Origin of the sequence: Streptomyces sp. NPDC048295 (genome assembly GCF_040652135.1) — a bacterium.
GTDB lineage: Bacteria > Actinomycetota > Actinomycetes > Streptomycetales > Streptomycetaceae > Streptomyces.
The window spans coordinates 231,706-244,662 of sequence record NZ_JBEZLL010000008.1 but is presented as its reverse complement, the minus strand read 5'-3'; the positions used below and the strand labels follow the sequence as shown (position 1 = coordinate 244,662).

General features: G+C 71.5%; 11 protein-coding genes. 3 read left to right on the top strand and 8 right to left on the bottom strand.

Annotation, left to right across the window (positions count from 1 at the left end):
* Positions 1-56: 56 nt before the first annotated feature.
* The 5 genes from AB0D53_RS14880 to AB0D53_RS14860 are packed head-to-tail and all read right to left on the bottom strand — an operon-like array spanning position 57 to position 5,213.
* Entirely contained in the window at positions 57-875 is an 819-nt protein-coding gene (locus AB0D53_RS14880) for a DeoR/GlpR family DNA-binding transcription regulator (protein WP_362445324.1), read from the bottom strand.
* Positions 872-1,993 carry an ABC transporter ATP-binding protein gene (locus AB0D53_RS14875; protein WP_362445321.1) on the bottom strand — a complete coding sequence of 374 codons (1,122 nt, stop codon included), beginning with the start codon at positions 1,991-1,993 and terminating at the stop codon, positions 872-874. The genes AB0D53_RS14880 and AB0D53_RS14875 overlap by 4 nt, the downstream gene beginning before the upstream one ends.
* Positions 1,990-2,820, bottom strand: a complete 831-nt coding sequence (locus AB0D53_RS14870; protein WP_362445318.1) for a carbohydrate ABC transporter permease — start codon at positions 2,818-2,820, stop codon at positions 1,990-1,992. Before AB0D53_RS14870 ends, AB0D53_RS14875 begins: the two co-directional genes overlap by 4 nt.
* A complete protein-coding gene (locus AB0D53_RS14865; RefSeq protein WP_362445314.1) occupies positions 2,817-3,788 on the bottom strand; it encodes a sugar ABC transporter permease in 972 nt (323 codons plus the stop codon). Before AB0D53_RS14865 ends, AB0D53_RS14870 begins: the two co-directional genes overlap by 4 nt.
* Before the next feature lie 3 nt (positions 3,789-3,791).
* Positions 3,792-5,213, bottom strand: a complete 1,422-nt coding sequence (locus AB0D53_RS14860) for a sugar ABC transporter substrate-binding protein (protein ID WP_362445311.1) — start codon at positions 5,211-5,213, stop codon at positions 3,792-3,794.
* 156 nt (positions 5,214-5,369) lie between these two features.
* Between AB0D53_RS14860 and AB0D53_RS14855 the strand changes: the two genes are divergently transcribed.
* Together AB0D53_RS14855 and AB0D53_RS14850 are read left to right on the top strand one after the other, a co-directional pair.
* Positions 5,370-6,797 carry an FGGY family carbohydrate kinase gene (locus AB0D53_RS14855; RefSeq protein ID WP_362445308.1) on the top strand — a complete coding sequence of 476 codons (1,428 nt, stop codon included), beginning with the start codon at positions 5,370-5,372 and terminating at the stop codon, positions 6,795-6,797.
* A gap of 35 nt (positions 6,798-6,832) precedes the next feature.
* Positions 6,833-7,465: a histidine phosphatase family protein gene (locus AB0D53_RS14850; protein ID WP_362445663.1), complete on the top strand. Its 633-nt coding sequence runs from the start codon at positions 6,833-6,835 to the stop codon at positions 7,463-7,465.
* Here AB0D53_RS14850 and AB0D53_RS14845 read toward each other — a convergent pair.
* Positions 7,455-8,873 (bottom strand): amino acid permease, encoded by a 1,419-nt coding sequence (locus AB0D53_RS14845; RefSeq protein ID WP_362445305.1) that lies wholly within the window; start codon positions 8,871-8,873, stop codon positions 7,455-7,457. The two genes, AB0D53_RS14850 and AB0D53_RS14845, sit on opposite strands and share 11 nt — an antisense overlap.
* A 446-nt stretch (positions 8,874-9,319) precedes the next feature.
* Here AB0D53_RS14845 and AB0D53_RS14840 point away from each other — a divergent pair, with 446 nt between their 5' ends.
* Positions 9,320-9,916 carry a biotin transporter BioY gene (locus AB0D53_RS14840; RefSeq protein WP_362445302.1) on the top strand — a complete coding sequence of 199 codons (597 nt, stop codon included), beginning with the start codon at positions 9,320-9,322 and terminating at the stop codon, positions 9,914-9,916.
* Here the strand turns inward: AB0D53_RS14840 and AB0D53_RS14835 are convergent.
* Positions 9,897-11,201, bottom strand: coding sequence for an FAD-dependent oxidoreductase (locus AB0D53_RS14835; RefSeq protein WP_362445299.1), 1,305 nt, complete (start codon positions 11,199-11,201; stop codon positions 9,897-9,899). The genes AB0D53_RS14840 and AB0D53_RS14835 overlap by 20 nt on opposite strands.
* A 72-nt stretch (positions 11,202-11,273) precedes the next feature.
* Positions 11,274-12,743, bottom strand: a complete 1,470-nt coding sequence (locus AB0D53_RS14830; RefSeq protein WP_362445296.1) for an amino acid permease — start codon at positions 12,741-12,743, stop codon at positions 11,274-11,276.
* Between the last annotated feature and the right edge of the window lie 214 nt (positions 12,744-12,957).

The window sequence follows — 12,957 nt, the reverse complement described above, 5'->3', positions numbered from 1 at the left end:
CTCGTCCGTCGACGCCGCCCCGCGCTCACCCGTCATCGCGCTCACCGGCCCCGCGCTCACCCGTCATCGCGGTCCTCCGCTCCGGAGTCCCGTCCGGTGGAGCAGACCTCGTAGGGCACCTTGTGCTCGTCCAGCTCGCGCAGCGCCTGCGGGGACGCCCCGTCGTCGACCAGCAGCAGATCGAAACGGGAGAGCGGGGCGAGCCGGTGCAGTGCGACCCGGCCCAGCTTCGAGTGGTCGAGCAGCAGCACATTGCGGCTCGCCGAGTCGAGCATCGCCCGCTTCACGGAGATGATGTGCTGCTCCTGGTGGTAGGCGAAGCCGCCGGACGCGGCGGAGGTGGAGGTGAAGCAGATGTCCACCTGGAGCGACTGCACCGCCTCCACGCACGACACACCCAGGAACGAGGAGTGCAGCGGGTCGAAGTCCCCGCCCAGGCCCATCAGATGGATGCCGCGCTCCTGGGACAGCAGATTGATCGCCTCCAGGAAGTTGGTGACGACGGTCAGCGGGGTGATGGAGCGCAGCCTGCGCGCTATCTCCAGCGTGGACGTCGAGTCGTCGAGCATCACCGCCATGCCCGGCTCTATGAGCTTCAGGGCCCGCTCGGCCACGGCGGCCTTCTCGGCCCGCATCGTCTTCAGCCGGTAGGAGACGTTCGACTCGAACACGCCGGACGGCTGCGCGGTGACCCCGCCGCGGAACTTGCGGACGATGCCCTGCCGTTCCAGCTCGTCCAGATCGCGGTGGATGGTCATCAGGCTCACGTCGAAACGCTCCGCCAGTTCGGCGGCGCTCACCTCGCCCTGGGCGAGGACGTACTCGGCTATGGATGCCTGACGCGGGGCGGGACCCCGCTGCGGAACGTTGCTCACGTGCTGATCCTTCGTCCTGGACGTGCCGGCCGGTCGGCCTCGAACAGCAGCAGACTCTCAGGCGCCACCGAGAGCCGGACCGGATGGTCGGGGCTCAGCCCGGCCGCCTCGGCACGCGGGACGACGAGGGAGAGCCGCTGCCCGCCGATCCGGACGGTGACCTCGGTGGCCCGGCCCAGCAGCTCGGTGACATGGACGGCACCGGTCAGCTCCAGGACCCGGCCCGCGCCGCCGGCCCCCGCCGGCCCGCCGAGCCCGATGTCCCGCGGCCGTACGCCCAGCTGGACGGCGGTCCCGGGCGGCGCGGGCACCGCCAACGGCAGCTCGCAGGCCCCGTCCGGCGACCGGAAGTGCCCCTCGGGCGTCACCGTCCCGGGCAGCAGATTGATCCGCGGCCGGCCGAAGGACCGGGCGACGAAGGTGTCGTACGGGCGGTGCCACAGCTCCTCGCGGGTGCCGGTCTGCACCATGCGGCCCTCCCTGATCACCCCGATCCGGTCGCCGAGCGCCAGCGCCTCCACCGAGTCGTGGGTGACGTACAGCGTGGTGGTGCGCCGCACCGCGCCGATCGCCCGCAGCTCCGCGCGCATCGCCTGCCGCAGCTTCGCGTCCAGGTGCGACAGCGGCTCGTCCAGCAGGAACGCCCTGGCCGGCCGCACCAGCACCCGGCCGAGCGCCACCCGCTGCCGCTGGCCGTTGGAGAGCCGGCCCACCTGGCGGTCCAGCAGGGCGCCGATGCCCAGGAGTTCGGCGATCTCCCCGATCCGCTCGTGCGCCTCGTGCGCGGGGAGGCGGTGGCGCGGCGAGCGGAGCGGGGAAGCGAGATTGTCGTACGCGGTGCGGTGCGGGTAGAGCGCGTACGACTCGAAGCACATGGCGACGCCCCGGTCGTAGGGCTCCACGCCCGCCATGTCCGCCCCGCCCAGCTCGACCGTCCCGGCCTCGGGCTGCTCCAGGCCCGCGATCGTCTTGAGCGTGGTCGTCTTCCCGGCACCGGACGGGCCGAGCAGACAGAAGAACTCGCCCTCCGCCACCTCCAGGTCCAGGCCGTCGAGCGCGGTGTTCCTCCCGTACCGCTTGCCGACCCCGCGCAGCGTGATCGCCGCGGGGCCGGTCATGACTTCACCGCCCCGAACGACAGACCGCGCACCAGATACCGCTGGATGGTGAGCGCCAGCAGCAGCGGCGGGACCACCGAGACCAGGGCCGCCGCGGCCGTCAGGTTGTACTTGGGCCGGTCGCCGCCGAGGAAGGACAGCGCGCCGACCGTCACCGTCTGCGCGTTCGACGAGGTGAGGATCAGCGGGAAGACGAAGTTGTTCCAGGCGAAGATGAACGCCAGCAGCGAGACGGCCGCGATCCCCGGCTTCACCAGCGGCAGCGCCACCCTGAAGAACGCCTGCCTGCGGGTGTAGCCGTCCAGCAGCGCCGCCTGCTCCAGCTCGGGGGAGAGATCGGAGAAGTACGACCGCATGATCCAGACGATCAGCGGGAGCGTCACCAGTTGCAGCACCCACACCATGCCGACGTAGGTGTCGAACAGCCCGAGCTGCTGGTAGAGCACGAACAGCGGGATGATGACGGTGAGTTCGGGCGCGAAGCGGAACGAGAGCAGGGTGAACATCAGGTTCTCCGAGCCGCGGAACCGCCATCGCGCGGCGGCGTACGCGGCGGGCAGCCCGATCACCAGCGACAGCGCCACGGCGCCCAGCGACACGACGAGGCTGTTCACGAAGAACCGGAGGAACGGCACGCCCTGGTCGTCCCCGGCGCCCAGCACCGTGCGGTACGAGTCGAGGGTCGGGGTGAACGAGAAGTACGTGCTGAACAGCTCGTTCGCCGGCTTCAGCGACAGGACCACCATCCAGGCGACGGGGAACAGCGCGAAGACGAAGTAGGCGATCAGCGCCAGGTCGGCGGCGACGGAGAGCAGCCGGCGTTTCATCGCTCCACCTCCGCGGCCCGGTTCTGGATCCGGCCCAGATAGCGCACCAGCACCATCGTGACCAGGTAGACCACGGCCCACAGCACGATCATGTAGCTGATCCCGAACGAGTAGCGCTGGAAACGGATCGCCTCCAGATAGGCCCGGATCTGGAGCACCATCGTCGAGTCACCGGGGCCGCCCTCGGTCAGCGCGTAGATGATGTCGAACACCTTCAGCGAGTCCATGAACCGGAAGATCACTGCGACCAGGACGTACGGCCAGAGCATCGGCAGGGTCAGGCGCCGGAAGGTGAACCACCAGCCCGCCCCGTCGACCGCCGCCGCCTCGAACGGCGAGGCGGGCAGCGAGCGCAGACCGGCCAGCGCGAGGATCGCGACGAACGGGGTGTAGACCCACACGTCCACCGTGATCGAGGAGAGCAGCGCACCCGTCGGGGTGTCCGTCCACTGCACACCGCCGAGGCCGAACGGCTCCAGGAGATGGTTGATGACACCGACCGACGGCTGGAGCATCAGCTTCCACATGATCGCGGCGATCACCGGCGCGATCATCAGCGGCAGGATCAGGATCTTCTCCAGCACCCGCCCGACCCGGCTCGACCGGTGCAGCAGCAGCGCCACGGACACCCCGAGCACCGTCTCGACGGCCGCCGCGCCGACCGCGTACGCCACCGTCACCCGCGCCGAGTCCCAGAACGCCGGCTGGGTGAAGATCCGCCGGTAGTTCCCGATGCCCACCAGGTCGGGCCGCGGCTTGCTCGCCGCGAAGTCGAACACCGTGTAGTAGAGGCCGAGCCCGAACGGGTAGAGGATGCCGCCGGTCAGCAGCAGCGCGGGCACGATCAGCAGATACGGCCGCAGCGAGCGGCGCCAGGCCGGCACCGCCCGTACTGCCTGCTTCCCGGCCCCCGTGCCGGAGACCGCCCCGCGGTCGGCCTCCGGCACGGGGGCCGTGCGTCCCGGCACCGGTCAGCCGACCTTCGACGCCAGATCGCCGGCCAGGCCGTTCAGCACCGACGAGGCGTTCTTCCCGCCGTAGATCTCCTGGAGCGCGGCGGCCCAGGAGGTCGTCGCGTCGAAGAACTGCTCCTGCGGGGTGAACTGGATCCGGGTCTGGTCGACGACCGCCTCGAAGGTCTCGATGAAGCCCGGGATGGCCCGCATCTTGTTCTTGTACGCGGCGTCCTGGCCGACCGACCTGCGTACCGGGTCGATGTGGTTGTGCTCGACCGCGCCCTTGCGCAGGTGCTCCTTGCCGGTCGCCCACTGGAGGAACAGCCAGGCGGCGGACTTGTTGCGGCTCCTGGCGTTCATGCCGAGCGACCAGATCCACATATTGGTGGCGAGCGAGCCGCCGGGCCCCTTCGGCCCGGGGTGGAAGGCGATCTTCCCGGAGGCGGGGGAGGCCCCCTTCACCGCCTGGAAGTAGGCGGCGGTGTCCGCGTCGAAGAGCATCCCCGCCTTCTTGGCCCCGAGGTCGCTGGAGCACTGGTACCAGGTGTACGAGGTCCAGGACGGCGGCCCGCCCTTCCTGACCATCTCCGCCCAGTCCCGGGTGAACGCGATCGCCTCCGGGGAGTTCATCGCGGGCTTCACCTTCCCGCCCTCGACGGTGAAGTCCTTCAGGCCGTTGCGGGCGTACATCGTCATGAAGCCGGGGTGGATCGTCGCCCAGCTGCGCGAACCGCGCACCGCGACCCCGTACATCCCGTCGAAGCCCGCCCCCGGCGCCCGGCGGGTGATCGCCCCGGCGACCTCGCGCAGCTCGTCGAAGGTCTCGGCGGGCTTCAGGCCGAGCTTCCCGAACACCTCGGTGTTGTACGCGACGACATTGGTCTCCCAGCCCCACGGCAGCGCGTACTGCCCGCCCCGCCCGAGCGGCGCGCCCGCCTTCAGCGACCACTGGTCGGCCGAGAGCAGGTTGGGGAAGAAGTCCTCCTGGTCCCATTCGGCCCCGGTGGCCGAGGAACTGCGCATCCACGGGCCGAGGTCCTCCAGCCAGCCCGGCGGTCCGTACTGCCACACCATGTACGCGCCGAGCATGAACACGTCGTAGGAGGCGCGTCCGCTGGAGAGGTCGACGGTGAGCTTGTCGAAGTAGTTGTCCTCGGGGAAGACGTCGTACTCGACCCTGATCCCGGTCTTCTCGGTGAACGCCTTCAGATCGGCGATCAGCGCGTCGGTGTACGGGTGCTTGTTCAGCAGCGCCTTGACGGTTGTGCCCTTGGCCCGCTTCCAGTCGAAGGGGCCGGTGACGTCGTCGGCCGCGGAGCCGTCGTTCCCGGCCTTGTCGCCGCCGAAGCCCGCGCCGCAGCCGGTGAGCAGCGGGGTGGCGGCCGTGGCCGCGCCGATGGCGAGGAACCGTCGCCGGTCGTGGGCGTGCATGTCCATCCGTGACCTCCACGGTCCGGCCGGAGATGGGTGGGGGGCCCGTTCACACGTTGAATCGACTGGTTAACAGAGCTTGGAACAACCGAAGTTGGCCGTCAATCCCTCGCGCAACGGAAATTCTCGGTGCAGAGTGAGAAGTTCACAGAGGGGACCGATATGTGGATGGGCATCGATCTCGGCACGCAGAGCGTCCGGGCGGTGGTGGCAGGAGACCGCGGCGAGATCCTCGGCAGCGGCTCGGCACCGCTCACGGGCAGACGTGACGGCGTACGGCATGAGCAGCGGCCCCTCGACTGGTGGACGGCCCTGTGCGCGGCCAGCCGGCAGGCGCTGCGCGACTGCCCCGCCCCGCGGGCCCTCGCCGTCTGCGCCACCTCCGGCACCGTGCTGCTCGGCGACCGGGAGGGCCGGCCGCTGACCCCGGGGGTGATGTACGACGACGGGCGGGCCGTCGCGGAGGCGGCCCGGGCGGGGGCCCCGCCGAGCTGGGCCCTGCCCAAGGCGATGTGGCTGCTGCGGGAGTACGGGGGAGGGGCGGACGGGGCCGTACGGGTGATGCACCAGGCCGATGTGGTCCTGGCGCGGCTCGCCGGGAAGCCGCTGCCCACCGACTCCAGCCACGCCCTGAAGACCGGCTACGACCTGGAGCGGGACGACTGGCCGCGACGGAGGTTCGGGAAGCTGGGCCTGCCCGACGGGCTGTTCCCGGACGTGGTGCGGCCGGGGACCCGGATCGGCGAGGTGGGGCGGGCGGCGGCCGAGGAGACCGGGATTCCGGCGGGCACCGCCCTCGTGGCCGGGATGACGGACGGGTGCGCGGCGCAGCTCGCCTCCGGTTCGCTCAACGTCGGCTCCTGGAATTCGGTGCTCGGCACGACGCTGGTCCTCAAAGGGGTCACCTCGTCCCCGGTCGAGGACCCGGCCGGGGTCGTCTACAACCATCGCGCGCCGGACGGGGCCTGGCTGCCGGGCGGCGCCTCCGGGGTCGGCGGCGGGGTGCTGACGGCCGCCTTCCCGGCCGTGGACCCGATCCGCATGGACGCGCTGGCCCGCGCTCATGAACCGGTGCGGGTGGTGGCGTACCCGCTGGTGGCGACGGGCGAGCGGTTCCCCTTCGTGGCGCCGGAGGCCACGGGCTTCCTGCTCGGCGAGCCCGCCTCCGACGCCGAGCACTGGCTGGCCCTGCTGACCGGGGTGGGCCTGGTCGAACGGCTCTGCTTCGACTACCTCGACCTGCTCGGCGCCCAGAACTACGGCCGGCTCACCCTCACCGGCGGCGCGGCCCGCAGCGGCTACTGGAGCCGGCTGCGCGCCGACATCCTGGGCCGGCCCGTGGCCATCCCGCAGTACAGCGAGCCCGCCCTCGGCATGGCGATCCTCGCCGCGTACGGTGCGGGAACCGGGACCAGCCTGATCGGGACGGCGGGTGCGATGGTGCGGCTGCGCCACGTACTGCACCCGCACCCGGTGCGGACGGCGTGGTACACCGAGCCCTACCTCACGCTGGTGGACGAACTGGAGCGGCGCGGCTGGCTCCCCGGCCCGGTCGCCGCCCACGCCCGCACCCGGACGGAGCGGCCGTGACCATGCGCGACCACCTGGACCCGAACGGAGAAGCCATGACCGGGAGTCCGGCCACCCTGCTCCTCGCCCGCCACGGCCAGACCGTCTGGCACGCGGAGAACCGCTACGCCGGGGTCAGCGACATCGCCCTCACCGACGAGGGCCGCCGCCAGGCCCGGCAGCTGGGCGCGTGGGCCGCCCGGAGCGAGGTGGACGCGATCTGGACCTCCACGGTCAGCCGCGCGATCGAGACCGCGCGCCCCGCGTGCGAGGCGCTGGGCGTCACCCCTCGGCGCGAACACGAGCTGCGCGAATGCGACTTCGGCGAGGTGGAGGGGCGCACCTTGGCGGAATTCGCGGCCGAGCAGCCGGAGCGGGCCCGGGAGTACCGCGCCGACCCGGTGGCCCACCCCTTTCCCGGCGCCGAGGACCCCCGGACCGCGGCGGCCCGGGGGACAGCGGCGCTGCGCCGGATCGCGCGCGGGCACCCGGGGCAGCGGGTGCTCGTCGTCGCGCACAACACCCTGCTGCGGCTGGTGCTGTGCGAACTGCTGTCGATCCCTCTGGGCTCCTACCGCCGGGTCTTCCCGCAGCTGCGGAACACGGCGGTGAGCGAGGTGCGGATCGGGGAGCAGGGCGGCGCGCTGCTCTCCCTCAACGTGCCCTGCGTACCGGGCGTCAGCCCTTGAGGGCCGCCGCCCGGCGCTGCCGCACGAGACCGATGGCGATGAGCACCAGGGTCAGGGCGCCGGTCGCCAGCAACTGGTCACGGGTGTCCGGCTGGCGCAGCATCAGGAAGAAGATGCCGGCCATCGCCAGGAGCGCCAGCACCGGCAGGACGGGGAAGAACCACATCCGTACGACGAGCAGCTCCGGCGCGTCGCGCTCCAGCCGGACGCGCAGGATCAGCTGGGAGACGGCGATGAAGATCCAGACGACCAGGATCACCGCGCCGATCATGTTCAGCAGCCACGGGAACACGTCGTCGGGGCGCCAGTAGCTGAGCAGCACGCACAGGAAGCCGAAAACGGACGAGACCAGGACCGCGGTGCGCGGGACTCCCGAGGAGATCCGGCCGAGCCGCTTCGGGCCCTGGCCGCGGGCGACCAGCGAGCAGGCCATGCGCGAGGCGCCGTAGATGTTGGCGTTCATCGCGGAGAGCAGGGCGACCAGGATGACCACGTTCATGATCTCGGCCGCGCCGCTGATCCCGAGGTGGTCCAGGGCCGCGTAGAACGGACCGACCGCCACGACCTTCGGGTCGTTCCACGGGACCAGCGTGACGACGACCGCCATCGAGCCGACGTAGAAGAGCGCGATCCGCCACATCGCCGTCCGCACGGCCTTGGCGACACCCTGCACCGGGTTCTCGGACTCGGCCGCGGCGATGGTGACGGTCTCCAGACCGCCGTACGCGAAGACGGAGGCGAGCAGCCCGATCACCAGGCCCTCGGTGCCGTTCGGCATGAAGCCGCCCGCACCGCTGAGGTTGCTGGTGCCGGGGGCGTCCGTGCCGGGCAGCACGCCCAGGATCGCCAGCACGCCGAGAACCAGGAAGAGCGTGATCGCCACGACCTTGAGGGTGGCGAACCAGAACTCGAACTCGCCGAACTTCGTCACCGAGGCCAGGTTGGTGCCGAGGAAGACCACCATGAACAGCGCGACCCAGGCCCACTCCGGGGTACCGGGCAGCCAGCCGGTGACGATCTTCGCGGCGCCGATGCCCTCCAGGCCGACGGCGACACAGAGCAGCACCCAGAACGCCCAGCCCGCGGTGAACCCCGCCCACGGCCCGATCGCCCGCTCCGCGTGCACGGAGAAGGAGCCGGAGGCCGGGTTGGCGGCCGACATCTCGCCGAGCATGCGCATCACGAGCATGACCAGCAGCCCGGAGACGGCGTACGCGACGATGATCGACGGGCCCGCGGCGGCGATGCCCGCGCCCGAGCCGACGAAGAGCCCGGCGCCGATGACACCGCCGAGGGCGATCATCGACAGATGGCGCTGCTTGAGCCCGTGGGTGAGAGCCGAGTCGGCCCCGGCATCGGAGACGGCGGCCGGGGATCCGGTGGGGGGAGACACGGAATTCCGAGACATGGACAAGCTCTGTTCGATAGGTGAGACGTGGGGGGAGGTGCGCGGACAGTCTGGGCACGCACACCGCCGACGGGGAACCGGTGTCCGCTATACGGGCACGATGCTCACACAAGGTGCACACCCGGACACGGGGGGACGGCCGCCCCGTCCGGGGCCGGTCCGCCGCCCGTACGACCGCCGGCTCCGGTCCGGACCGGAGCCGGCGTGGAATTGGCGAGACCCTACAGTCCCTCCCGGCGGCCGCTCCTCGCCGAATCCGAGCCTCTCCGCCCCCACCTCAGTGACGAGCATCACGCCGCCGCATGATTGTGAACGGCCCTTTGTGCGAACCCCACCAAGCCCTCGGTCGTCGCTTTGTGGGCCACTGATGGTGATCGGGCGTTAACACGTGGGCTAACGTCGGGCTCAGTCTGTCCCCCACCTGCCCTCACCCCCGCGGAGTCCCGATGAGCACTGCTGCCGCCGCCCCTGCCCGCACCGGAGCGGTCCTCGCCGACCTGCTGCCCGCCGCCAGGAACCGTTACGCCGTCGACACGGCCCTGGTCCTGGGCGGTGCCGCGCTCACCGGCATCGCCGCCCAGATCGCCGTGCCGGTCCCCGGCTCCCCGGTCCCGGTCACCGGCCAGACCTTCGCCGCGCTCCTCGTCGGCACCGCGCTCGGCGCCCGCCGCGGCTTCCTCTCCCTCGCGGTGTACGCGCTGGTGGGCATGGCGGGCATGCCGTGGTTCTCCGAGGGCACCTCCGGAATGGGCTTCCCCTCGTTCGGCTACGTCCTCGGCATGCTGCTCGCCGCCGCCGTGGTCGGCGGCCTCGCCCGCCGCGGCGGCGACCGCTCCGTGCTGCGCACCGCGGGCACGATGGTGCTGGGCTCCGCGATCATCTACGCCGTCGGCGTCCCGTACCTGGCGCTGGCCACCGGCATGTCGGCGAGCGCCGCGATCGCGGCCGGCCTGGTGCCGTTCCTGCTCGGCGACGCGCTGAAGGCGGCGCTGGCCATGGGCGCGCTGCCCGCGGCCTGGAAGCTCATCGGCCGCCGGGGCTGACGCCGTAACTCCCCCCGAAGAGGCTCGCCGGGTCGTGACGCGACACCAGACCGGCGAGCCTCTGCCATGTCCGGGCGTCGTGGAAGCCCTCGGTCCGGTCCCCGCCGCCGAAGGAGAAGTTCAGCGAACGACCCAGGGCGGCCGGTGCGAGCACCTCGGCCACCTCCGCGTACAGGGCCCGTACCGACGCCACGTCCGTACCGTCGAGCGGTGAGAGCAGCCGCACCAGGAACCCGGCCTCGCGGTGGGGCACCGCGTTGTCGACGGCGGGCCGCACGGCGAGCGCGCCGCCCAGGTGATTGATCTGGACCACGGTCATCATCGGGGCCTTCGGCCCGGTCAGCTCCAGCACCCGCCCGGCACTGCTCCCGTCCAGTGCGCCGAGCACCACGCTGTCGCCGTAGTAGGCGTGCGGGAACGGCGGGTCGCTGTGAATGGTGTGGCTGTCGGTGTACGGCATCTCCCGCAGCGAATCCGCGAGCGCGGGCCCGATCGCCCGCAGCGGCGCGACCAGCCGCTCGCCCTCGGCCGTGCTGCCGGTGTACGCGACCCGCACCGAGACCACGTACCGCCCCCGCAGCGCCTCCGGCAGCTGCGGCAGGTCGGGGTACCGGAGCGCCGCCAGCGAGGACGTCAGCGTGTCGGGCAGGGCCCCGGCCCACTCCAGATAGCGGCCGGCCACCTCGGCGGCGCCCGTCCCCGCCGCCTCCCCGTCGAAGGCGACCGAGCCGCCGTACAGCCGCGCGGCCCGGACCAGGCCGATCTCCATGGCGGTCACCACGCCGAGCCGGTGGCCGCCGCCGCGCAGCGCCCAGAAGAGCTCGGGTTCGCTGTCCGGGGAGACCTGGCGCAGCACACCGTCGGCCGTCACCACGTCGAGCGCGTGCACATGGTCGGCCGCGTAGCCGAACTGCCTGGCCAGCACCCCCAGCCCGCCCCCGAGGGTGTAGGAGACCGCGCCGACCGACGGGGACGACCCGTTCAGCGGGGCGAGCCCGTGCGGTGCGGCGGCCTCGATCACCTGCGCCCAGGTGACGCCCGCGCCGATCCGCGCGGTGCGGTGGACCGGGTCGATCGCGACGGAGTCCATCCGGCGGGTGCTGATCAGGACCCCGCCCTCGACGGCCCCGGGCAGCCCGTGGCCGGTGGCGTGGACGCGGACCGGGAGCCCGCGCGCGGCGGCGCCGGCCACGGCGGTGCGTACGTCCTCGGCGTGGGCGGCCTCGACGACGAGGTCGGGCCGGACGGCGAAACCGGTCTGGAAGCCGGCGGGGGCGGTGGTCATGGAAAGGCTCTCCGATCGCGCGCTCGGTGGCGTTGCGGGGGAGAGCCTTTCCGGTAAACCTGACAACCGCCGTCAGGTATGGGTGGGGGTTTCCACGGCCGTGCGGTTCTTGCGGCTCCTGGCCTCGCGGACCAGCGAGATGACCACCACCAGCGCCGCGACCAGCAGCGAGAGCAGCACCTGCTGACGCCCGTCGTCGTCGGTCAGCATGTAGACCAGGACGAACGAGATCATCGCGATGGTCGCCCAGGTCAGATACGGGAAGAGCCACATCCGTACGACCAGCTTCTCCGGCGACTCGCGCAGGATCATGCCGCGCATCCGCAGCTGGGTGAAGCAGATGACCAGCCAGACGAACAGGGCGACCGCGCCGGAGGAGTTCAGCAGGAACTGGAAGACGGTGTCGGGCCACTGGTAGTTGAAGAACACGGCGACGAAGCCGAAGACCACCGAGGACAGGATGGCGGCCTGCGGCACGCCCCGCTTGTTCGTCCGGGCGAAGGCCTTCGGCGCGTCCCCGCGGCCGCCGAGCGAGAAGGCCATCCGCGAGGCGGTGTAGAGGCCGGAGTTCAGACACGACAGCACGGCGGTCAGGACGATGACGTTCATGACCTGTCCGGCGTGCGGAATGCCGATGGAGTTGAGGGCGGCGACGTAGCTGCCGTCCTTCACGATCGATGCGTCGTTCCACGGCAGGAGGGTGAGCACGATGAAGATCGAGCCCAGGTAGAAGACGGCGATCCGCCAGATCACGCTGTTGGTGGCCTTCTGGACGGCGCGCTGCGGGTTCTCGGACTCACCGGCGGCGAGGGTGACGATCTCACTGCCCATGAAGGAGAAGACGACCATCAGCACACCGGTGAGGATCGCGCCCGGTCCCTCGGGGAAGAACCCGCCGGTGTCGGTGAGATGCGCGAGGCCCGCGCCGGGGTTGTCCGAGCCGGGCAGCACCCCGAAGACGGCGAGCAGTCCGACGACCACGAAGGCGCCGATCGCCACGACCTTGATCCCGGCGAACCAGAACTCGAACTCGCCGTACGACCCGACCGAGACCAGGTTCGTCGCGGTCAGCACCACCATCACGATCAGCGCCCACGCCCACTGCGGGACGCCCGGCACCCAGCCCTCCAGGATCTTGGCACCCGCCGTGGCCTCGACGGCGAGCACCACGACCCAGAAGAACCAGTACAGCCAGCCGATCGAGAAACCGGCCCAGCGGCCCAGCGCCTGGTCGGCGTAGGCGGAGAAGGAGCCCGAGCTGGGGCGGGCCGCGGCCATCTCGCCGAGCATCCGCATCACGAAGACGACCATCAGGCCGACCAGGGCGTACGACAGCAGGATGGCCGGTCCCGCGGCGGCGATGCCGGCGCCGGAGCCCACGAAGAGGCCCGCGCCGATCACCCCTCCGATGGCGATCATCGAGAGATGGCGGTTCTTGAGTCCCGCCTGGAGTCCGCCCGGGGAGTCCGGGGAGTGGGGGGAGTCCGGGGTTTCCGGCCCGTTCGACCGGCCCGGCCCTGCCGTAGTCGTCTGCGACGTCATGGATCGAATCCTTACGTTCTCGGATCACGCGCTGCGTGTCCGGCCGCCGCAGTGGGGTGCGGCAGCGAGTGATGCATTGAAGCCCGGCGAACCGGAAAAGCGGAACCCCTTCCTCCGAATCGTTGACCTAATCGTTGCCAGGACCACCACCCGGGTGGTCTCGCTCACACCGGGCCCGCGCATCGCGATCACCCGAGGTCCGCCGCGTGCACCG

What these genes read in the sequence shown, in the direction of transcription:
- AB0D53_RS14840 (WP_362445302.1), top strand. Translation starts at nt 9,320, where the DNA reads ATGAGCACTGCTGCCGCCGCCCCTGCCCGCACCGGAGCGGTCCTCGCC.
- AB0D53_RS14875 (WP_362445321.1), bottom strand. Translation starts at nt 1,993, where the DNA reads ATGACCGGCCCCGCGGCGATCACGCTGCGCGGGGTCGGCAAGCGGTAC.
- AB0D53_RS14860 (WP_362445311.1), bottom strand. Translation starts at nt 5,213, where the DNA reads ATGGACATGCACGCCCACGACCGGCGACGGTTCCTCGCCATCGGCGCG.
- AB0D53_RS14850 (WP_362445663.1), top strand. Translation starts at nt 6,833, where the DNA reads ATGACCGGGAGTCCGGCCACCCTGCTCCTCGCCCGCCACGGCCAGACC.
- AB0D53_RS14830 (WP_362445296.1), bottom strand. Translation starts at nt 12,743, where the DNA reads ATGACGTCGCAGACGACTACGGCAGGGCCGGGCCGGTCGAACGGGCCG.
- AB0D53_RS14870 (WP_362445318.1), bottom strand. Translation starts at nt 2,820, where the DNA reads ATGAAACGCCGGCTGCTCTCCGTCGCCGCCGACCTGGCGCTGATCGCC.
- AB0D53_RS14855 (WP_362445308.1), top strand. Translation starts at nt 5,370, where the DNA reads ATGTGGATGGGCATCGATCTCGGCACGCAGAGCGTCCGGGCGGTGGTG.
- AB0D53_RS14845 (WP_362445305.1), bottom strand. Translation starts at nt 8,873, where the DNA reads ATGTCTCGGAATTCCGTGTCTCCCCCCACCGGATCCCCGGCCGCCGTC.
- AB0D53_RS14835 (WP_362445299.1), bottom strand. Translation starts at nt 11,201, where the DNA reads ATGACCACCGCCCCCGCCGGCTTCCAGACCGGTTTCGCCGTCCGGCCC.